The sequence below is a fragment of the Sulfurovum sp. MH2-6 genome, assembly GCF_058374785.1.
Genome location: NZ_CM178170.1, coordinates 244,995 through 265,732, shown reverse-complemented (window position 1 = coordinate 265,732; position 20,738 = coordinate 244,995). Strand labels below are relative to the sequence as shown.

General features: G+C 42.7%; 23 protein-coding genes. 12 read left to right on the top strand and 11 right to left on the bottom strand.

Annotated elements, in window-relative coordinates; genetic code table 11:
* Positions 1-63: 63 nt before the first annotated feature.
* The 3 genes from AC4JOV_RS01295 to AC4JOV_RS01285 all read right to left on the bottom strand — a co-directional run bounded on the left by AC4JOV_RS01295 (position 64) and on the right by AC4JOV_RS01285 (position 2,438).
* Positions 64-801, bottom strand: a complete 738-nt coding sequence (locus AC4JOV_RS01295; protein WP_229936927.1) for an energy transducer TonB — start codon at positions 799-801, stop codon at positions 64-66.
* A gap of 142 nt (positions 802-943) precedes the next feature.
* The gene (locus AC4JOV_RS01290) at positions 944-1,783 is read right to left on the bottom strand and encodes a sensor histidine kinase (RefSeq protein WP_229936928.1); all 840 of its coding nucleotides are present in this window, start codon (positions 1,781-1,783) and stop codon (positions 944-946) included.
* Positions 1,776-2,438: a response regulator transcription factor gene (locus tag AC4JOV_RS01285; protein ID WP_229936929.1), complete on the bottom strand. Its 663-nt coding sequence runs from the start codon at positions 2,436-2,438 to the stop codon at positions 1,776-1,778. Before AC4JOV_RS01285 ends, AC4JOV_RS01290 begins: the two co-directional genes overlap by 8 nt.
* Positions 2,439-2,590: 152 nt before the next feature.
* Here AC4JOV_RS01285 and AC4JOV_RS01280 point away from each other — a divergent pair, with 152 nt between their 5' ends.
* A complete protein-coding gene (locus AC4JOV_RS01280) occupies positions 2,591-3,244 on the top strand; it encodes a small multi-drug export protein (protein WP_229936930.1) in 654 nt (217 codons plus the stop codon).
* A 1,067-nt stretch (positions 3,245-4,311) separates the two neighbouring features.
* Here the strand turns inward: AC4JOV_RS01280 and fabG are convergent.
* The 3 genes from fabG to gpmI all read right to left on the bottom strand — a co-directional run bounded on the left by fabG (position 4,312) and on the right by gpmI (position 7,109).
* Positions 4,312-5,055 (bottom strand): 3-oxoacyl-ACP reductase FabG, encoded by a 744-nt coding sequence (gene fabG / locus AC4JOV_RS01275; RefSeq protein WP_229936931.1) that lies wholly within the window; start codon positions 5,053-5,055, stop codon positions 4,312-4,314.
* A 42-nt stretch (positions 5,056-5,097) separates the two neighbouring features.
* Positions 5,098-5,439: a hypothetical protein gene (locus AC4JOV_RS01270; RefSeq protein WP_229936932.1), complete on the bottom strand. Its 342-nt coding sequence runs from the start codon at positions 5,437-5,439 to the stop codon at positions 5,098-5,100.
* A gap of 188 nt (positions 5,440-5,627) precedes the next feature.
* Complete coding sequence (gene gpmI / locus AC4JOV_RS01265) at positions 5,628-7,109, bottom strand: 2,3-bisphosphoglycerate-independent phosphoglycerate mutase (RefSeq protein WP_229936933.1); 1,482 nt, start codon at positions 7,107-7,109, stop codon at positions 5,628-5,630.
* Between the two features lie 90 nt (positions 7,110-7,199).
* Here gpmI and mraY point away from each other — a divergent pair, with 90 nt between their 5' ends.
* The 7 genes from mraY (at position 7,200) to AC4JOV_RS01230 (ending at position 13,480) form a co-directional block, all read left to right on the top strand.
* On the top strand, positions 7,200-8,258 hold the full coding sequence (gene mraY / locus AC4JOV_RS01260) for a phospho-N-acetylmuramoyl-pentapeptide-transferase (RefSeq protein ID WP_229936934.1): 1,059 nt from the start codon (positions 7,200-7,202) through the stop codon (positions 8,256-8,258).
* Between the two features lie 46 nt (positions 8,259-8,304).
* A complete protein-coding gene (gene murD, locus AC4JOV_RS01255; RefSeq protein ID WP_229936935.1) occupies positions 8,305-9,531 on the top strand; it encodes a UDP-N-acetylmuramoyl-L-alanine--D-glutamate ligase in 1,227 nt (408 codons plus the stop codon).
* Positions 9,532-9,604: 73 nt separating this feature from the next.
* Positions 9,605-10,375: a hypothetical protein gene (locus tag AC4JOV_RS01250; RefSeq protein ID WP_229936936.1), complete on the top strand. Its 771-nt coding sequence runs from the start codon at positions 9,605-9,607 to the stop codon at positions 10,373-10,375.
* Entirely contained in the window at positions 10,368-10,997 is a 630-nt protein-coding gene (gmk, locus tag AC4JOV_RS01245; protein WP_229936937.1) for a guanylate kinase, read from the top strand. The genes AC4JOV_RS01250 and gmk overlap by 8 nt, the downstream gene beginning before the upstream one ends.
* A 71-nt stretch (positions 10,998-11,068) precedes the next feature.
* Complete coding sequence (locus AC4JOV_RS01240; protein ID WP_229936938.1) at positions 11,069-11,308, top strand: Sec-independent protein translocase subunit TatA/TatB; 240 nt, start codon at positions 11,069-11,071, stop codon at positions 11,306-11,308.
* 108 nt (positions 11,309-11,416) lie between these two features.
* Entirely contained in the window at positions 11,417-13,114 is a 1,698-nt protein-coding gene (gene argS, locus AC4JOV_RS01235) for an arginine--tRNA ligase (RefSeq protein ID WP_229936939.1), read from the top strand.
* A gap of 30 nt (positions 13,115-13,144) precedes the next feature.
* Complete coding sequence (locus tag AC4JOV_RS01230) at positions 13,145-13,480, top strand: hypothetical protein (RefSeq protein WP_229936940.1); 336 nt, start codon at positions 13,145-13,147, stop codon at positions 13,478-13,480.
* Here AC4JOV_RS01230 and rsfS read toward each other — a convergent pair.
* Both rsfS and nadD read right to left on the bottom strand, forming a co-directional pair.
* The gene (gene rsfS, locus AC4JOV_RS01225) at positions 13,477-13,821 is read right to left on the bottom strand and encodes a ribosome silencing factor (RefSeq protein WP_229936941.1); all 345 of its coding nucleotides are present in this window, start codon (positions 13,819-13,821) and stop codon (positions 13,477-13,479) included. The two genes, AC4JOV_RS01230 and rsfS, sit on opposite strands and share 4 nt — an antisense overlap.
* Complete coding sequence (gene nadD, locus AC4JOV_RS01220; RefSeq protein ID WP_229936942.1) at positions 13,818-14,405, bottom strand: nicotinate (nicotinamide) nucleotide adenylyltransferase; 588 nt, start codon at positions 14,403-14,405, stop codon at positions 13,818-13,820. The genes rsfS and nadD overlap by 4 nt, the downstream gene beginning before the upstream one ends.
* A gap of 59 nt (positions 14,406-14,464) precedes the next feature.
* Between nadD and gap the strand changes: the two genes are divergently transcribed.
* The 3 genes from gap (at position 14,465) to AC4JOV_RS01205 (ending at position 17,409) form a co-directional block, all read left to right on the top strand.
* Positions 14,465-15,457 carry a type I glyceraldehyde-3-phosphate dehydrogenase gene (gap, locus tag AC4JOV_RS01215; protein ID WP_229936943.1) on the top strand — a complete coding sequence of 331 codons (993 nt, stop codon included), beginning with the start codon at positions 14,465-14,467 and terminating at the stop codon, positions 15,455-15,457.
* Positions 15,458-15,527: 70 nt separating this feature from the next.
* Positions 15,528-16,718: a phosphoglycerate kinase gene (locus tag AC4JOV_RS01210; RefSeq protein ID WP_229936944.1), complete on the top strand. Its 1,191-nt coding sequence runs from the start codon at positions 15,528-15,530 to the stop codon at positions 16,716-16,718.
* 1 nt (position 16,719) lies between these two features.
* A complete protein-coding gene (locus AC4JOV_RS01205) occupies positions 16,720-17,409 on the top strand; it encodes a triose-phosphate isomerase (protein ID WP_229936945.1) in 690 nt (229 codons plus the stop codon).
* Positions 17,410-17,661: 252 nt separating this feature from the next.
* On the opposite strand, the gene AC4JOV_RS01200 is transcribed toward AC4JOV_RS01205, so the two are convergent.
* The 3 genes from AC4JOV_RS01200 to nusA form a co-directional block, all read right to left on the bottom strand.
* Positions 17,662-17,994 carry a hypothetical protein gene (locus AC4JOV_RS01200; protein ID WP_229936946.1) on the bottom strand — a complete coding sequence of 111 codons (333 nt, stop codon included), beginning with the start codon at positions 17,992-17,994 and terminating at the stop codon, positions 17,662-17,664.
* Positions 17,995-18,129: 135 nt separating this feature from the next.
* Entirely contained in the window at positions 18,130-18,753 is a 624-nt protein-coding gene (locus AC4JOV_RS01195; protein WP_229936947.1) for a glycine-rich domain-containing protein, read from the bottom strand.
* Between the two features lie 347 nt (positions 18,754-19,100).
* Positions 19,101-20,267 carry a transcription termination factor NusA gene (gene nusA, locus AC4JOV_RS01190; RefSeq protein WP_229936948.1) on the bottom strand — a complete coding sequence of 389 codons (1,167 nt, stop codon included), beginning with the start codon at positions 20,265-20,267 and terminating at the stop codon, positions 19,101-19,103.
* Between the two features lie 210 nt (positions 20,268-20,477).
* On the opposite strand from nusA, the gene AC4JOV_RS01185 reads away from it, so the two are divergent.
* A complete protein-coding gene (locus AC4JOV_RS01185) occupies positions 20,478-20,717 on the top strand; it encodes an HP0268 family nuclease (protein ID WP_229936949.1) in 240 nt (79 codons plus the stop codon).
* The last annotated feature ends 21 nt before the right edge of the window (positions 20,718-20,738 follow it).

The following is a 20,738-nucleotide window of genomic DNA, read 5'->3' as shown; positions in this document are numbered from 1 at the left end:
TTAAATGACTGTTAAATTCTCTTAATATTTGTAAGAAAGGGAGGAGTAATGTTACTTTGTAAACTATCTGCTCAGTCTGTAATGCAGTGTGATGGAGACCTTTTCGGGCAGTTTCATCGGTATATTCTTGACGCTCACAGGGAAGGCTTTCTCTACGGCTTTTTTGGCAGAGGTATGAAAAACCCTTGAACCACTTACCGCAATGGCAGAGACATGACCATTTGGCAAGATCGTGAAGTTTACTTCAACACTGCCTTGCATTCCCCGACGTTTGGCAACACGAGGATAGCTTTTGTTTCGGTTGATGCGATCTCTCACTTTTGCAAGAAAAAGGTTTTTCTCATTGGCTGAACTGCGCTGCTTTTTGCTACTCTTAAGTGCACTTCTTTTCTCTGCAGGGGAACACTTCTTTGTGCTCTTTTTGACGTGCTTCTTTGGCTTCTCTTTTTTGACCTTAGCCTTCTCTTTTGGGGGTTCCGGCTTTTTACTCTCCTCTTTTTTGGGAAGAGGTTTCGGCTTTGGTATCTCTACCGGTTTAGGTTGTTCAACCTCGGGTTCAGGTTCAGGCAGTGGTGTCTCTTCTACCTTCTCTTCCGGTTCCGGTGTCTCCTCTTTGATCGGTTCCGGCTCTTTTTCTATCACTTGAGGTTGAAATGCCTGGACAGTAAGCTCAATGGTATTCAGAGATGACTTTGTGTCAGAGATGTTGGTGGTTTGTGAGAAGTAAAACAGAGAGAATCCCACGACGATATAAGAGATACTTGTTACTAAAAAGGAGAACAAAAACCGATAATTAGTCACACAACCTCTTTTTGAAACGCATTATAACAAAAGTTATAAACGCATCCCGTCATCTTCATTTTACAGAAATATCGATACCTTTAACGATATATAACTCATACTTCTGATTTTTATTTTCAGATTATATAATGCAACTGTTAATTTAGTGTAAAACGATCTTTTTCAGATCAAGAGAAACCGTAGTTCCCTGATTTTTTTCTGATTTGATCTGTATATCAATCCCTTCACTGTCACAGTAGGATTTTACTAACGCAAGCCCTATCCCTTCCCCCTGTTTGGAGCTGTCAGCCTGATAGTAACGCTCATAGATCTTCAAAAGCTCGGTCTCGCTCATTCCTACTCCCCGGTCACTGATACTCAAAATATTCTGGGTATGGGAGAGGGTGATCGGTGTATCTTTGGAGGAGTACTTCATCGCATTCATCAAAATGTTGTCTATCACCTTCTCAAATCCTATCTTATCCGCCCTAACCATGTAGTTTTTCACATCCATATTAAAGCTGTTACGATCAAAAGCTTCAAAGACTTCTATCCTCTCCTCCAGCACCTTTTTAAGATCAAAAGTCTCTTTTTCGATAGGCTGCAACTCTTTTTTGATACTGTAGGCAAGTTCCTGGTAAAGCCTCTCCAGTCTTTTGGAAGATGCATCGATACGATCGATACGATCCAGACTTTTCTGATCATCCAGTTTTCTGGCGATCAGTTTGGTATTAGCCTGGATGGTTGCAAGCGGGATATTGAGTTCATGCAGTATCTCTTTGGTCAGATGAGAGAGGTTCTTGTCAAGTCTTTTTGCAGGTGCCAATATAGTACTGACAAAAATATATCCGAACATTCCCGAAAAAAGCATCAAAACCAAAGCGCTTAGAAAATAGATTTTTGTAGTCACTCCCCATGTATTAAGGATATGGTACATAAATCCCAATACAAATCCAATGCTCAAAACATAGATCACCGTCCCCCAGAAAATCCGTTTATCCATCGATATCCTCAAATTTGTACCCTACGCCACGGATATTGCTGATATGGTCAGGGAAAAGTTTTTTGAGCTGAGTCACATAGACACGTATCGAACCGTCACTTGGCATTTGATTGGCAGTCCAGAGCTGCTCTTTGATAAACTCACTGGTCACCACATCTCCCCTGGATTGTATAAAGAGCATCAAGAGCTCTATCACTTTGATCGTAAGGTCAACCTCCTCTCCCTGATAAAAGAGTGTTTTGTTCTTCACATCAAGTGTGTACTCACCTATTTTGACATTTTGGGTGCGTGTCTGTCGACGAAGCAATGCTTCGATACGCAACTGAAGCTCATCAAAATCAATAGGCTTTTTCATATAATCATCACCCCCCAAACTATATCCTTCAACCAGTGACTCTTTATCATCTCTGGAGGTCAAAAATATAGTGGGTGTTATATCTCCGGCACTTCGCAATTTTCCCAAAAGATCAAATCCGCTCTCATATGGCAAATTCACATCAAAAAGATAGAGATCATACTTCTTTTCATAGGTGAGGTCCAGTGCAGAATAAGGGTCCATCACGGCATCCAGTGCATACCCCTCTTCTTCCAGAAAGTCCTGTAGTGTTTCATTGAAAAGTTTATCATCTTCCAGTATAAGAACCCTGACTGCCATCACTCTCCTTTAAATGTATAAGCAAAGCAACATTATAACCAAACTTATTCTTCAACAAAAAAAATATTCATAGCTATTGATTATCATCATCATTAAATTTTCAATACTACTGGTTATAATATATACATCTCATTGAAAGGTATTTTTTCGGAATGGGAAAAGAGATTTATTTTAAACATGCTGAAGGAAAGATATTAGCATTCGGTCTTCTTCTGCTTGCCATTTTTTTACTCCTCTTAACGGTCAGTGCCTACTTTTGGCCGGATAGGTTCAATGTATTGTTAAGTATGACGGCATCCAATATCATTTTTGGAAGAATGGCCGGACTCTCCATCGGGATCTCTTCACAGATGGATACTACCCTACTCATTGCATTCAACCTTTTCATTGAATCCATTATGGTATTGATCCTCTATCCGCTTTTTGTACTAAGCTGGAGAAGTCTTCACGTGGTTTCGTATAACCCCTTAAATGACTTTTTAAAACGCTCCCAAAAGAGTGCAGAGAAGTATCAGCCAATGATTAAAAAATATGGCATCATCGGACTGCTGTTTTTTGTACTCACACCATTTGCAATGACAGGACCTGTTGTAGGCAGTTTCGTAGGCTACCTAATGGGTCTTCCCCATTTAACCACGCTTCTCTCTGTACTCTTCAGTACATTGATAGCGATCATCTTATGGACCTACTTCATCAAAAATTTTGAAGCGACGCTTATTGTCTATAGTGATGCGCTTATTATGGTGCTTTCAACTGCTGCTGTGATTGTCTTGATCTGGTATTTTATGAGAAAAAAACGGGGTTGAGTGTCTATGCTAGGCTTGTAGAGATTGTGAATTTTCTTCACAGTAACCGCTCTTCACATCTCCGTTCAGGGTGAGCCTGTCGAACCCTATGTTCCCATTAGAGAACCCCAGTATCGCGTAGGGTGCGTAATCACGCACCGAAATAGACAGTAGCAGGAGTATCGATCTTGTGATGAAACATAAAGATGAGTTGAGAACGTTTGGCGGTGCCAAACCTACGGATCTTCGATATAAAGTGTAGGTCGGGGTGCCCTCACCCCGACATCAATGGTGAACTCCCCCATAAGAGCTGTATGTCGGGATAAAGGTATTCCTCTGCCTACGCAGCAATGACAGTGTACTTGTCATCCTCGGACTTGCACCCCAGGAGTATTTCCTTCGGGCACCCGGGGATCCACAGGTTGGGGAACCAAACAGCTCTCACAGAGAGTGCAAGCACAAGATTGTTTGCTTGACGCTTTTGCCTACACGGCTACACTTCGTTACGCACCTCAAGGGCATTTCTTCTCTATGTTCAGGGCACCGTTCCGGTTCCGAAGCTAGAAAGGCTTTGTGCTTGCACTCTCTGTGAGAAAGCAGTTTGCCTTTGCTTGACGCTTTTGCCTCCACGGCTACACTTCGTTCCGACCGTTCCGGTTCCGAAGCTACAAAGGCAAAGCAGTTTGCCTTTGCTTGACGCTTTTGCCTCCACGGCTACACTTCGTTCCGACCGTTCCGGTTCCGAAGCTACAAAGGCAAAGCAGTTTGCCTTTGCTTGACGCTTTTGCCTCCACGGCTACACTTCGTTCCGACCGTTCCGGTTCCGAAGCTACAAAGGCAAAGCAGTTTGCCTTTGCTTGACGCTTCTCATAGTTTCGACCCTATAAACGTGAGGTTCACTCACGTTTACTTAACGGGTCCTTCTACCTTCGCGGGTCGCTCTGCTCCACCGCTTCGGTTTCGACACTAAAAACGACAAACTATTGTCGTTTTCTTAACGTGTCCTTCTACCTTCGCGGGTCGCTCTGCTCCACCGCTTCGGTTTCGACACTAAAAACGACAAACTATTGTCGTTTTCTTAACGTGTCTCACATATGCATTCCGCCGTTTACTTTTAGGGTTTCTCCTGTGATATAGGAAGCATGGTCTGAGAGAAGGAATGCTACGGCATCAGCGACCTCTTTCGGATCACCGAATCTTCCCATCGGGATCTTTGCAGTAAAGGCATCTTTGATCTCATCTTTCAGTACATCGGTCATCTCGGTAGCGATAAATCCCGGAGTGATACTGTTGTATCTGATGCCGCGCGGTGCCGCTTCCTGGGCAAATGATTTCGTCATCGTGATCGTCCCGCCTTTGCTTGCCGAGTAGTTGGTCTGACCAGCATTTCCTGTCTCACCTACGATCGATGCGATATTCACCACTGATCCGAAGCGCTTTTTACCCATCACTTTTAGTGCTTCTCTACATCCGATAAATGTTGATTTTAGGTTGGCATTGATGACATCCATGAACTCTTCGGTCTTCATACGCATTGCCAGTTTATCTTTGGTGATCCCCGCATTGTTGACAAGGTAGCTAAGCTCTCCATCCTCTTCTATAATACGTTTGATCGCAGCAACAAATGCCTCTTCGTCACTCACATCAAACCCGATCACGTCAGCTTTTCCACCTTCTGCTTCGATCGCCGATTTGACTGCATTTGCTTCAGCCTCTCCGCTACGGTAGTTGATCCATACTTTGAGTCCCATATCAGCCAATCTTTTGGCAATCTCCGCACCGATACCTCTACTTGCACCGGTAACCAGTACATTATTCCCGCTAAATTTCATCATACGTCCTTCAAATCTTTGCGATATTGTAGCATGAAGCGCTTAATGAGACTCAAAGAGCTCATTTTTGAGTTTCTCAAAAAACGCATAATCCTCCGGAGTAATCTTATCGGAATATATAATATGGTTGAGCTGTTCCATCAAATGATATTTGGAAATTTTGTCTTCACGCAATGCCATTTTTATAATCTGAATATGCTGATCCAGATCATACTCTGTGTCCATAATATCTTTTAGAAATGCTTTACTCTCCACCTCACTGCACTCAAAATCCTGTCCGAGTATATCGCAAAAGAGTGGTGCCTCTTTCTCTATATCCCGCTTATCCACTTTAATAATATGTGCTAAAAGTGTGGCGACTGATTCTTTGATCTTCTTTTGCATAAATACCACCTCTCTTACTTGGGTTTTTGCCTATATTGTATCATATTTCAAAAAGAGGTTCTTGGTTCGTTGTTTAAAAAAATATCATATTGGAGTGTACAAAAGGATAGAATCGTCAGTGACTGATCAATGATACCGGTTTGACTCTTTCAAAACGGTATCTCATCGTTAAAAGGTGATAGGACAGCCTAAAAGAGAGGCGCGTCCATCTCCTCCGGTATCTCCAGTCCCATCACCTTCAGAACGGTAGGTGCTACGTTATTGAGTCCGCATCCCTCTTTGAGATGTTCTACGCCATCAGCCATGACCCAACACCAAACCTCTCCTACGGTATGATTTGTCAGGATATTACCCTCATCATCCACCATCTCTTCACAGTTTCCGTGATCAGAAGTGAGAATGATCGCATAGTTTTGCTCTTTGGCTTTTTGAATGATCTTTCCAAGCTCTGTATCTACCGCATGGACTGCGTTACGTGCAGCTTCATAATTCCCGGTATGTCCCACCATATCACCGTTTGCGAAGTTCACCACGACAAACTCATACGCTTCATCCATCGCGGTACGCACTGCTTCACCTACCTCAGGTGCAGACATCTCGGGTTTCATATCATAGGTCTTCACATCCGGACTCGGGATGAGTACACGGCTTTCACCCTCCATCGGTTCCTCAACACCACCGTTGAGGAAAAAAGTCACATGGGCATACTTCTCTGTCTCTGCAGTATGAAGCTGACGCAATCCCGCCCTGCTTACCACTTCAGCCAATGTGTTTTTCGGTGCATCTTTAGGGAAAAGAACCGGATACGGGAATGTCGCATCATATTGCGTCATTGTAGCGATATGCAGCGGTTTGAATGCTCTCTCAAACGCGCTGAAGTTTGCATCACCCAATGCCGTAGTGATCTCACGTACCCTGTCTGAACGGAAGTTGGTCATGATCACACTGTCGCCTTCAGCCATACCTTCATACCCTTCAAAGGCCGCAGGCAGGATAAACTCATCGGTTTCATTTTTCGCATAACTCTCATCCACATATGCTCTCGGAGAGAGTGCCGTAGCAGGTGTAGCTTCTGCAATCGCCCGATATCCCTTCTCAACCCTTTCCCAGCGGTTATCTCTGTCCATCGTGTAGAAACGCCCGCCAAGCGTAGCGATAGAAATATCTTCATCCGTGATCGCTTCGATCTGCTCGATATAGGTTTTCGCTGAAGTAGGACTCACATCCCTGCCATCCGTGATCAGGTGCAGAAATACTCTCTTCCCTCTCGCCTTTGCAAGTTTTGCCAGTCCGATCGTATGCTCAATGTGCGAGTGTACCCCGCCGTCACTCAGCAATCCGATAAGATGTACTCTCTCACTTTTTCCCAGTGTTTCATTAAGCGGAGTGTTCTCTTCGATACTCCCCTCTTCAAGCGCCAATGAGATCTTTACAAGATCCTGATAGAGTACACGGCCGCTTCCGATGGTCATATGTCCTACTTCGGAGTTCCCCATCTGCCCTTCAGGCAGTCCGACACTGAGCCCATGTGTAGAGATCAGCACCCTGGGGGTCTCCTCAAAAAGTTTGTCATAGGTTGGTTTGACCGCATCTTTGAACGCGTTACATTTACTATCAGGCTTACACCCGATACCGTCAGTAATGATTAAAACTGTTTTTTGAATATCCATTAAGTACCCTAATTCTTCTCAAGTCTTATATTTTTTATTGAAATAATAGTAAAATAACCTTTTTTAATCCTAAAACCACAAAAGAGACCTATGTTATACGAACTCTCGCATCTTTTAGATATCAACCTATTTGGATATATTACGGTACGGTCAGGTTTTGCCTTCTTTATCGCATTTATCCTGACGCTTCTGATCATGCCCAGATACCTCGCATGGGCCATCTCAAAAAAAGCGAATCAGCCTATCAATAAATATGTCCCTGCGCACGAGGGGAAACGTCATACACCGACCATGGGTGGAGCCGTCTTTATCTCTTCTACAGTGATGGCCGTGCTTTTAAGTGCAAACTTGGGGAACATTTTTATCCTGGCAGGGTTGATCACCCTTGTCGGTTTCGGTTTGGTAGGATTTAAAGATGATATCGGAAAGATACTCTCCGGAGATAACCTTGAAGGACTTTCGGCTAGAGGGAAGCTCGGAGGTCAGGTCGTTGTAGCCTTATGTAGCATCGCAGTGCTATTTTATGCCGATTTTCCAACAACTTTCTATCTCCCGTTTTTAAAAAATGAACTTTTTGATATGAGTTATTTTGCAGTGATTTTCTGGGTATTGGTCTTTTTGGCTACGACCAATGCAGTCAACCTCACGGATGGACTTGACGGACTTGCAACCGTACCTTCTATCATTGCGCTTATCTCGCTGGGAACCATTATCTATGTCACGGGACATGCCATTTTTTCAGGCTACCTTCTTGTGCCTAACATCAAAGGAGTGGGAGAGGTCACGATCATGGCGTCTGCGCTTGCAGGGGGGCTCCTGGGATTCCTCTGGTACAACTGTTATCCCGCTGAGATCTTTATGGGGGATACGGGCAGTCTGGCGATCGGTGGATTCCTTGCATACCTGGCGATCCTTGGGAAAAGTGAAGTGCTGCTTATCCTGATCGGTCTGATCTTTGTGATAGAGACGGTTTCGGTGATCTTGCAGGTCGGCAGCTTCAAACTGCGCGGGAAAAAGGTCTTTTTGATGGCACCGATACACCATCACTTTGAAATGAAAAAGTGGGCAGAGAACAAGATCATCGTACGTTTTTGGATGATCTCGCTGATTGCCAATATCCTTGCACTCATCTCCTTTAAGTTCAGATGAGAAATGCCCTTAGGGTGCGTAACAAAGTGAGGCCGCAAAGGCAAACATGTTGAAAACAATGGACGATAAAATGAACAAACCTACACTTTTTGGATACGGATTGACAACCAGGGCGATCGCGAGAAGCCTTGGGGGAGGATGTACTTTTTTTGATGATAATGTCAAAGAATCCTATATGGATGAAGAGCGAAATCAGATCCTTCCTTCACACCTCTTTGATCCTGAGGCAAGTGCACTGGAAGTGACAACCCCCAGCCTCAAGCCGGATCACCCTCTGATCAAAAGCGCCAAAAATCTGCTCAGTGAGTATGACTACTTTTCAGAAGTGATGCCCTTCAGTATCTGGATATCCGGAACCAACGGGAAGACCACAACGACTCAAATGCTGACACACCTGCTTGAAAAGCGCGGTGCTGTAGCCGGAGGAAATATCGGTACACCGTTGGCAGAGCTTGATACAAAAGCACCGATATGGATTCTGGAGACCAGCTCTTTTACCCTTCACCACACCAAAATAGCTTCTCCGAACATCTATCTGCTCCTACCGATCACACCCGATCATCTTGACTGGCACGGTACCCCCGAGCAGTACGAAGCGGATAAGCTTGCACCGCTTAGGACGATGAGAGAGGGTGAACTGGCGCTGATTCCAAAAGGGCTGAAGGTGCCGCCTACCCGGGCTTATGTCGTTGAGTATGACTCTGATGCATTTTTGGAACACTACTTTGATCTTGATGCCGGACAAATTGAGTTCAAAGCTGCATTCCTGCAGGATGCCCTGCTTGCACTGGCGATCACCAAAGTACTTTTTGATGAAACCGATTACGCTCTCATCAACGCTTTCACACTTGATGCACATAGACAAGAGAAGATAGAAGATCTACAGGGCAGAGTCTGGATCAATGACTCCAAAGCCACCAACCTTGATGCCACGATCCAGGCGATCAAAGGGTTTGAGGGGAAAAAGATCCATTTGATTCTCGGAGGAGAAGATAAGGGGGTAGATCTCACACCACTCTTTAAGACCATGCAAGGATGTGATATCAAGATCTATACGATCGGTGCCAATAACGACAAACTTCTGGATCTCGCAGAAAGATATGGGATAGATGCTCATGAATCAAAGACGATCGAAGAGGCTGTTGCCGCTATAGACCGTGAACATACCAAAGCGTCGGTCGCACTGCTCTCACCTGCTGCGGCCAGCTTTGACCAGTTCAACTCCTACAAGGATAGAGGAGAGACCTTTATAAGGCTCGTCAAGGCTTTATAGCGCTCACAACAAAACATAATCAATTTTTGATTATAATCAACTATAACCCATATCAAAAAAGGATCTTTTCTGTATGCATATTTTATTGCTCAATACAAACCCTGTTGTCTCTAGACTTATCACGCTTTGTCTAAAAGACAGGCATGCAGAACTCTATGAATTCTCCTCATTGGAAGAGATCGAAGATAAGCCCTATGACCTTGCATTCATTGATGATGCAAGCTACAAGCATATTACCCTTGATACACTGCGAACACTCGATATTGCAAAGCTGGTGCTTCTTACAAGCCACCCTGATGGAAACTATGAACCGGCCGACATCGTCATCAAGAAACCATTTCTTCCTTCCAAGATCATAGAGGTGATAGAATCATTGGAACTATCAGAGGAGGAACCACCTCATATCTTTCCTCTCTCAGCTGAAGAAGAGCCAGTCGAAAAGAGTGAAGAAGAAGAGAACGAAGTAAGCGCTCACGAGATTTTGGATATCAATGAAATTGAAAAGATAAAATCGCTCCTAGAGATGGATGATGAGCCGTTAGTAGACGATCTTCTGGAGAGAGATGAAGAGGAACTGGAGACGTTAAAAAGAGAGGTCATTAAACAAAACCTTATTGATGAAGGGCTCGAGATCGTCGATGAAGAGGATGTGATCGAAGCGGTAGAGAAAGAGGTTACATTTCATATCACGCATGATGCCCAGAAATCAGAGGAACAAAAAGAAGAGTTTGAAATAAAACTACTGGATGCCGTGAAAAAAATGAAAATAAAAAAATTGAAAAAACTTCTGCATGGTGCAGAGGTAACCATCAACATCAGGTTTAAAGACAGTGAAAATGAGTAAGAAAATATCAGACAGTGGTGCCATTTTGGTACTCTCCGGGCCAAGCGGTGCAGGAAAGAGTACGATCATCAATGCTGCATCCGCAGAGATCGGAGAGTACTACTTCTCTATCTCTACGACCACCCGTCCGCCGAGAGTAGGAGAGGAGCATGGCAAAGACTACCTCTTTGTCAGTAAAGAAGAGTTTGAAGAGGATATCAAAGCAGGAAACTTCCTTGAGTATGCGGAAGTGCACGGAAACTACTACGGAACCTCGCTCAAACCTGTCAGAAAAGCACTGGGAGAGGGAAAACTGGTTATCTTTGATATCGATGTCCAGGGGCACCGTCTGGTACGTGCAAAGATGGATGATATCACCACCTCCGCATTTATCACACCCCCTACCCTGAGTGAGCTTGAAAACAGACTGCGTGCAAGATCAACCGATGATGAAGCGGTGATCAGCAAACGGATTGAAAATGCAAAAAAAGAGATACTGGCTGTGGGAGAGTATGACTTTACGATACTCAATGACACGGTAGAGGATGCGGCAAAAGAGTTTGTGATCATTGCCAAAGCTGCGAGATTGAAACAAAAAGAAGAAGATCAAACCGAATTTATCTCGCGTTGGTTGAGCCACTAAGAAAGATTAATTATTTTCATGTATAATTATCCAAAATTAATGCTCAATGTAGCGAAACTAAAGGACTGACTATGGGTATGCCAAGTATGCCAGAACTACTGATCATCTTAGCAATCGTTGTACTTCTTTTTGGAGCAAAAAAGATTCCAGATCTTGCAAAAGGTGTAGGGAAAGGGATCAAAGACTTTAAACAAGCAGTAAAAGAAGACGACGAGAAAGAAGAGAAAAAAGAGATTGCTTCAACAGAGGAAACTAAAACCGAAACAAAAACTGAAGCAAAGATCGAAGAAAAAAAGAGCGAAAACGCTTAAAACCTTCTGTTCAGTGCCATGCACTGGACACTTCTCTTCACACTAACTCTCCGCTAACTATTTTTTGCTACAATTTCATATTAATTATTACGATCATATGGGAACCTTATGAAACTGAAATCACAACTTAATACGCTTATCAAAGAGGCATTTAGCAAGGCCGGTATTGATGCAGAACCTATCAGCGTTTCTGAAGCAACACAACCGCAGTTTGGTGACTACCAATTTAACGGAGCTATGGCATTGGCAAAAAAACTGGGAAAAAACCCTAGAGAGATTGCAACAGGGATTCTTGATGCCCTGGACACCTCAACCCTTATCCAGAAAGCAGAAATTGCAGGACCGGGATTTATCAACCTTTGGTTAAGACCGGAGTGGATCGCTTCAGCATGTCACACTGCGCTCAGCGATGACAGACTTGGTATCAGCAGACATGAAACACCTCTCAAGGTAGTAGTAGACTACTCGGGACCAAACATGGCAAAACAGATGCATGTGGGACACCTTCGTTCGACGATCATCGGAGATACCCTCTCAAACCTGCTGGAGTTTTTGGGTGATGACGTGATACGTCAGAACCACATCGGAGACTGGGGAACCCAGTTTGGAATGCTTATCGCTTACCTTGAAGAGACCGGCAATGAGGGTGTGGCTCAACTCTGTGACCTTGAACAGTTCTACAAAGAGGCAAAAGCGCGTTTTGATGCTGATCAGGCCTTTGCCGACAAAGCAAGAGAGTATGTCGTCAAGATCCAGAGCGGTGACCACCACTGTCTGAACCTCTGGCAAAAATTCATTGATGCCTCGCTGGGACACTGTGAAGATGTTTACGGAAAACTCTGTGTAAACCTGAAAAGAGAAGATGTCAAAGCGGAGAGTTTTTACAATGAAGATCTTCCTCAGGTCATCGAAGACCTCATCACCGAGGGGCTGCTGCAAGAGAGTAACGGAGCACAGTGTGTCTTCCTCGAGGGTGAAGAGATCCCTGTCATTGTACAGAAGGGAGACGGTGGATACCTCTATGCCACTACTGACTTGGCTGCACTGCGCTATAGAGCCAATGTGCTGGATGCAAAACGTATCTGCTATGTCGTAGATGCAAGACAAGCTGGACACTTCAGACAGATCTTCAGTGTGGCAAAAACATCACGTTTCGTACCTGAAGATGTCAAACTTGAGCATGTCGCCTTTGGAACCATGATGGATAAAAGCGGAAGACCGTTTAAAACGCGTGACGGAGGGACAGTCAAGCTCATCGACCTGCTTGATGAAGCGGTCATCAGAGCGAAAGGTGCGATTAAAGAGAGAGAGAACTACTCCGAGGAAGAGGTAGAGCGTCTGGCTAAAATCGTAGGGATCGGTGCAGTAAAGTATGCAGACCTCTCTATCAACCGTGAATCAAACTATATCTTTGACTGGGACAAGATGCTCAGCTTTGAAGGGAATACTTCACTCTATATGCAGTATGCCTATGCAAGGATCCAAAGTATCTTCAGAAAGCATAATGGACCGGTAGAAGGTGATATCATCATCTCTGATACACTCGAACAGCAGCTGGCAGTGATGCTGCTCCGTTTTGAAGATATACTTGAACGTGCAGCAGAAGATGCTTCACCAAACCAGATCACTACCTATCTCTATGAAATGGTGACACTCTTTATGCGTTTTTATGAACAGAACCCTATCCTCAAAGAGGGTGTCGATGAAGCAACCAAAATGAGCCGCCTTCAACTGGCTGACCTTACGGCCAAGACGATCAAACAGGGACTGGAACTACTTGGTATTGAAGTAGTAGACAGGTTATAATACTTCAAATAAGAAAGAGAGGAGAGTCAGATGAAGGGTATGATAGTTTTAGCGATTATTCTCACCCTTGGTATCCTCTTTTTGTACTACTTCAAAACAAAAAACCTGAAAAAACTCTTTATTTCACTTGGTACATTTGGCGTAATATTGGGGTTTGCGGTTATGGGGAATATCACCAGGCAGGTGATACCGCTTTTTATCGCACACCTGATCCTTCTGCTTGCTGCCTGGGGAGGGTTATTTGTCTATCTCTTTAAAGACCGTTACTACTGGTGGATCCTCTTCTCACCCGCTGTAACGATCGGGCTTTTTCTGATCATGGAGTTACTCACGGGATCAGGCCATGAGTATACGATCCTGGATTAAGCCTCTTCTTTTTTCTGATTTTCGATCAGCTCATTGAGGAACTGTTCCAGTGAATAGCGCTGTCTGTACTCAGGGATCATAATATGGATCAGGATATCCCCAAGGTCCGCTACCGTCCACTCATCTGTTTCATCGGTTGCCAGAAACTCTTCACCCTCCGGCTTAAGCTCTCTTTTCAAGTGATCATACAGTGCTTTGGTATGTTTTCCGTTGAGTGAATTGGCGATCACCACGCGTTTTGCAACATAATCTGCATTATCAAGATTAAATACCTCTATCTCTTCAGCTTTCTTATCATCAAGTATCGCAACAATTCTTTCAATACGTTGGTCTAATGTCATCTATTTTTATCCTTTATTTGTTGACTCTTTTGCAGTAACAACTGCTTGACAGAATCAGCGATTTTGCTATCCACTCCGTCAAGTTGTTGTGTCGTTCGTATATGTGTAGAGCTTATCTCTTCATCCAGTTCCAGTTTGATATAACTTCCCAGTATACTGGTATCTAAACTGTTATTCTTTCTGGTAGCTACTACCCATGTCACCTGTCTGTTCAGCCACTCATACTGATGCCATTTCGTCAATGACTCAAGGTTGTCAGAACCGATGATCAAATATTTGACATCATAGAGATTCTGAAAATGCTTTACAGTATCAGCGGTGTACGTACTTTTACCCTGCTGGATCTCATACTCACTCACTGAAACTTTTTCCAAAGGATCAAAAAGTGTTTGACACCATTGCAACCTGAGGTCTGCCGGTGCGAGAGAACTCTGCTTAAACGGATTGAGGTATGCGGGTACGATAAAAAGCCTGTCGATATCCAGAGATGCCACAGCTTTTGAGACGATCAGCTGATGTCCCTTATGCGGCGGGTCGAAACTTCCTCCGAATATTGCGATAGACTCTCGTGCTTCTTTACCCAAATATAACCTCAAATACAGTAAAATTACGCAATTTTAGCATAATAATCAAGGGATAACAAATGGCTGTAAAAGTAGCAATCAACGGACTGGGTAGAATTGGTAGATGTGTAGCACGTATCATTGCAGATAGAGATGATATTGAACTCGTAGCTGTCAATGCAAGCGGTGCTCACGAAATGATCGAATACAATGTAAAGTATGACTCTGTACATGGTACACGCAAAGATGCTAAAGTGGAAGACGGTTACCTCTGCATGGGGAATGATAGAGCGAAGATCCTCGCAGAGAGAGATCCTGCAAAACTGAACTTTGCTGAACTTGGTGTGGAAGTCGTTCTGGAGTGTACCGGTGCCTTTTTGACTGCGGAGAGTGTCCAGCCTTATCTGGATAACGGTATTAAAAAAGTACTTTTCTCTGCACCGGCGAAAGACGATACAGCAACCTTTGTCATCGGTGCGAATGAAGAGGAGTATGCAGGAGAGGCCGTCGTTTCAAATGCAAGCTGTACGACAAACGGTCTTGCACCTGTTGCCAAAGTTCTGGATGATGCTTTTGGTATCGAGAAAGGGCTGATGACTACGATCCACTCTTATACATCCTCTCAGCCTATCCTGGATGCTAAACACAAGAAAGACCCGAGAAAAGGACGTTCCGGGGCAACAAACCTCGTTCCGACAACTACGGGTGCAGCAAAAGCGATCTCTAAAGTCTTGCCAAACCTTGAAGGAAAACTCAATGGTCAGGCGATCAGAGTCCCTACTCCGGATGTCTCCATGGTAGACCTTACAGTGACACTGAACAAAAACGTGACACTGGATGAAGTAAAAACTGCTTTCATCACGGCAAGTGAAGGTTCACACAAAGGTATCCTCGGCGTAGACAGAGAATACAGAGTATCACAGGACTTTGTAGGAGAGGAGCTAAGCTCAGTAGTAGCACTCGATACGATCCAGGTGATCGGTGACAATATGGTCAAGGTACTTTCATGGTATGACAATGAGTGGGGCTACTCATGCAGACTTGTAGATATGGCACTTCATATCAGTAAATAAGTCAAGTGCAAAGAGGGGTTTTGCTCCTCTTTCAATCAGTTTTAAATCAGTATAAAGAAGAGGAAAAGAGTTGAAAGATATTAAAAGTCTAGATATTGCAGGTAAACGTGTATTTATCCGTTGTGATTTTAACGTACCGAAAGATGAGTTTGGGAACATTACGGATGACAGACGTATCCGTTCTGCACTGCAAACCATCCGTTACTGTATCGACCGTGAGTGTAAAATCATCCTGGCTTCTCACTATGAGAGACCTGAACCGGGACAGTATGAGGAGAGATTTTCCCTCGCTCCGGTTGCCAAAAGACTGCATACACTTCTCAAGATCAAAAACGGGATCTTTATGGCAGAAGATGTGGTCGGTGAGGATGCACACAACAAGGCTGCACAGCTTCAGGGCGGTGACATTCTTCTGCTTGAGAACCTTCGTTATGAAGCAGGTGAAACAGCGAATGACGAAGATTTTGCCAAAAAACTTGCAGGCTTGGCAGACTTTTATGTCAATGATGCCTTTGGTGCATGCCATAGAAAACATGCTTCTATCCATGCGATCACACAGTTTTTTGATCAGGAGCACAAAGCAGTAGGATTCCTGATGGAAAAAGAGATCAACTTCTTCTCTAAAGTGATAGAGAATCCTGTCAGACCGTTTGTAGCAGTGGTAGGCGGAAGTAAAGTTTCAGGAAAGCTTCAAGCCCTTACCAATCTTATCGAAAAGGTTGACAAAGTGATTATCGGAGGAGGAATGGCATTTACCTTCCTTAAAGCACAGGGGTATGAGATCGGGAACTCTTTGGTTGAAGATGAACTCATCGAGGAAGCAAAAGGGATCATGGAAAAGGCGAAAGAGAACGGTGTAAAGTTCTATCTTCCGGTAGATGTCGTCGTCTCTCCAGAATTCTCTGAAAATACCACGGTAAAATTCCTTCCTACCCAGGAGATACCGGAAGGTTGGATGGGACTGGATATCGGACCTGCAAGCAGCCGTCTTTTCCGTGAAGCACTCAATGATGCACAGACGATCATTTGGAATGGTCCAATGGGTGTCTATGAGATGGATCGCTTCTCCAAAGGAAGTATCGCCATGTCACACAATATCGCACAGACACATGCTACAACCATCGTAGGGGGTGGAGATACTGCCGACGTAGTCAATAAAGCCGGTGATGCTGATGAGATGACCTTTGTGAGTACAGGTGGCGGTGCCAGCCTCAAACTCATTGAGGGTGTAGAGCTTCCAGGTCTTGAGGCCCTGAAATAAAATGATATTTGCAGCCAACTTCAAAACCAATCATACGAGAAGTAGTACAAAAGCGTACTTTGATACTTTGAGTCAAAAAATTGCTGCAAAAAAGAGCGGGGATAAGGTGTATGTCTTTCCTCCTGCTACCGCATTGGATCACTACGAGGGTGACTTTACCCTGGGTGCACAAAATGCATATCCGGCGCAAAAAGGTGCCTTTACCGGTGAGATCGGCCTGGAACAACTCGAAGAGTTCAGTGTCAAAACGCTGCTTATCGGTCACAGTGAAAGACGTGAACTTCTGGGAGAGTCCCAGGAGAAGGTTGCAGAGAAGTTTGACTTCTTTAAAGCACAAGGATTTGAGATCATCTACTGTATCGGTGAACCGCTTGAAGTACGCCAGGAAGGTGATGCAGCGGTCAATGCCTACCTTTTGGCTCAATTCGAAGGGATTGATACAGGTTATGAAAACCTCATCGTAGCCTACGAGCCTATCTGGGCGATCGGTACAGGAAGAAGTGCAACTATTGAAGAGATCGCATCAACGCATCAAGCACTCAGAAAAGCAGTAGCTTGTCCCCTACTCTATGGCGGAAGTGCCAACCCTGACAATATCAGAGAGATCGCCTCTATCGACAATGTAGATGGGGTATTGGTAGGGAGTGCATCACTCGATGCAGAGAAATTTGCTTCAATGATCTTAAGCTAAGATCATCCTCTTTTTCAGGGTATCTCTACCCTACTTTTTCAGTACTTCTCGCTCCCACCGTCCCGATGGGAGTGTAAATATAACTTTTAGTCACTATAAAACCTCTAATGATACATTACGTTCTAGTCTGCATTCCCATCGAGACGATGGGAACGAATCATAAATAGTGGATAAAACCTTATAAATTTATATATTTTATAAGGTTTTTATGTGTCGGTAAAAAATCCTTTTCCCACAACTAATATTGCCTAATTAATTAGGCTTCCCTAAATGCTTATTTGTTATTTCATCTGTTTCTATCTCACATTTATCTAAATCTTGACCACATTTTTTACAATACTTATTACTTAATGGAAGAGAAGGATTAAACTGAGCAAAATTTGCATGGGGATTATAAAAAATAAAATTTGAACACTTTGGACATTTTGTAAATATACTCAATAAAATTGGTAGTGTAAAAAATAAAATAGTTATTACAATGCTGTATACAATATGTATATCTTTTATCATGCTAAATAAATTAATAAATACTAAAAAATGAACAGTAATCCCGATAGCAAAAACAACTCTTCTATTTAAACACATAAAACCCCCTTTTTCTTCCTGGATTATAACAAAAAGCTTCATAACGCAAAGGTCAATAAAAGCACTTATTTTGCAATAATGAAAACCTCATAAAGTTATATATTTTATAAGGTTTTTAAAATTAAGATTTCAACTTCAAGACCCTCCACAGCCTGTGAAACCAGAACAACCTCCACCACCACTAACTCCGAAACAATCTGACTTTTGAGAAGTTAGCATATTGGTTAAATCATCATCTAAAGAATATATATTTCCATCTTCAATTTTCAACAGTTCATCAATAGCAAATAGTAAGGGCAATTTATCAGGATCTGTTGGCATGATATTTTCATGCAAACAAGCAAGTTTCCATGTGAGTTTTAATGTATCATCTACGCTTTCTTTAGCTTCGATAGATTCAGTTGGTATATGGTGAAAAAATCTTCCAAAAGCTTTTTGAGAAAATGTCTTATATACTTTAGTAAAAATAATAAATTCATGCCAGGCGGTATCCACAACTTTAGATGGCATTGCAACAGTTTTTCCATTAGCTTTATTTGCTATAGAAAAATAATCGCGAAGTGCAAAAAGAACCTTGTCGATTTCTTCATTTGTCAGATGTTGATATTGTTCCTTGAGTTTAAGTTTGATTCTGTCTGGGAATATGTAATTTTTTATATAAACAAGTTGTTTCTTTTGCCTATTTTGATAAAAATGACTATAAATAAAGATGGGAATCATAATTACGATAATCGTAATTATATAATACTCATGAGACATTATTTTCCTTCCCCTCGTTTATCATTTATTTATTGTATCTGACTTGTATTTAAAACACTAATTTGGAATGACATTTTATATCACTACAACAAAACCTTATAATCTAACATATTTTATAACGTTATTCACTATAGCGACATTTACAGCCTATAAATCTATACCCTTCAATAGAAAACCTTATAAAATGTTCTATATGGGGATGTTTTATAATGAAAACTATAAAAGAAAATATACATTCAAAAGCGTTTAAAAAGTTGATGATTTACATCAGAGGAAGAACATATCTTAGTGGTTCTTTGCATTCCCATCAAGACGATGGGAAGGAGTTGCATTGTAAAGTGTCTCTCTTATTTAAAGAGATCCGCAAGTGCTGAAGTATCTGTTGTTTTTTCCACTTCTCCGGTTTCAGCCGTAGCCTCTGGTGCTCTCTCAACGATACCTTCTACCTCGTTAAGCTCGATCGCGTACCCTGTCAACATAGAGGCAAGACGGATATTGATACCTGACTTCCCGATCGCTTTTGCTTTTTGATCTGAAGTGATGTTGATCACTGCTTTTTTCTCATCCGGAATCACTTTGATACTTTTTGTGATCGCAGGACTTAAAGCACGCGTGATATAGATCTCTGGGATAGGAGAGTACTCGATACAGTCAATATTTTCACCGCACAACTCTGCACTTACCGCATTGATACGTACACCTTTTACACCTACAGCCGCTCCGATAGGATCCACATTTGTCTGATCGGTTTTGAGTGCCAGTTTTGCTCTCTCACCCGGGATTCTGGCCGCTCCGACGATCTCAACCACACCATCATCGATCTCAGGCACCTCTTTAGCCATCAGTGCCTCTAGAAATTTCGGTGAGGTTCTTGTAAGCTCCAGAAACAATCCCTGTTTTGGATCAACGCTGACATAACGCAAGAGTGCTTTGATGGTATCTCCATGTTTGAACTTTTCACCCTTGATACGGTTTCTAAGTGTAAGTACACCTTTGAGCTCGCCTATCTCGACATAGGTGTTCTCATCCGCATCGATTCTGTTGACATTACCGATCATGATCGTACCGATCTTCTCTTTATACTTTTCAAAAAGATCCTGTTCTATGCGTCTCTGGATGTGATACTCAAGCTCTTTGAAAAGGTTTGCCGAAGCAGTACGTCCAAAATCTTCCAATACAAACTCTTCTTTCAGTTGATCACCAAGTTCGATGGACTCATCAAACTCTTTTGCATCAGAGAGTGAGATAAAACTGTCAGACTCTACCTCTTGGCTTTTCCCCTCTCTCATAATCTCAGTGTAGAGCTGGTCATCATCATCTTTGACAACAGTAATGACTTTATTGATCTCATACGTTTTTGTATCAGAATCGATCATTACCTCGAAGGTGCTTGTAGGAGAGGTCAATTTTTTTGCCGTATTTGTCAGTGCTTCTTTAAATGCTTCTATCGCACTCTCTCTTGAAAGGTTTTTTTCTAATGCTATTGCTTCAATAATATCTAATATTTTTTCCAACGTATATCCTTGTTTCTCAGTTTACCATTGATTAAATTCTTTTCGTTATAACTCTGTTTCAATTTTAACCGCTACAAGAGGTAACATAACAGTGTTAAGAACATCTAGGAAGTGGTGTTTTTGTAGAGGATTATTATAGCTAAACGAAGCTTTACGAAAAATAAAGTATAATATTATTAACTATGAGTACACATAATAAAAGGAATGTAGATGAAACTAAAACTTGCTAGAACAACTCTGAAAGCAAAGCCCAAAACCATTGAATTAGCCAAATTGGAAGAAGAGTTAGCAAACAAGTCTATATTCTACTTTGATAAAGAAAACTCTCACAAAGAGCTTAAAGAACTGATCGAGTATTTCGAAGAGAAGGGATACTCCGTCTATATGAGAGAAGTAAAATATGGCATGGATGAGAATGAGTACATCTATGAAGTACACATTATCGCTTAATCCACCAAAACCTACAATAAA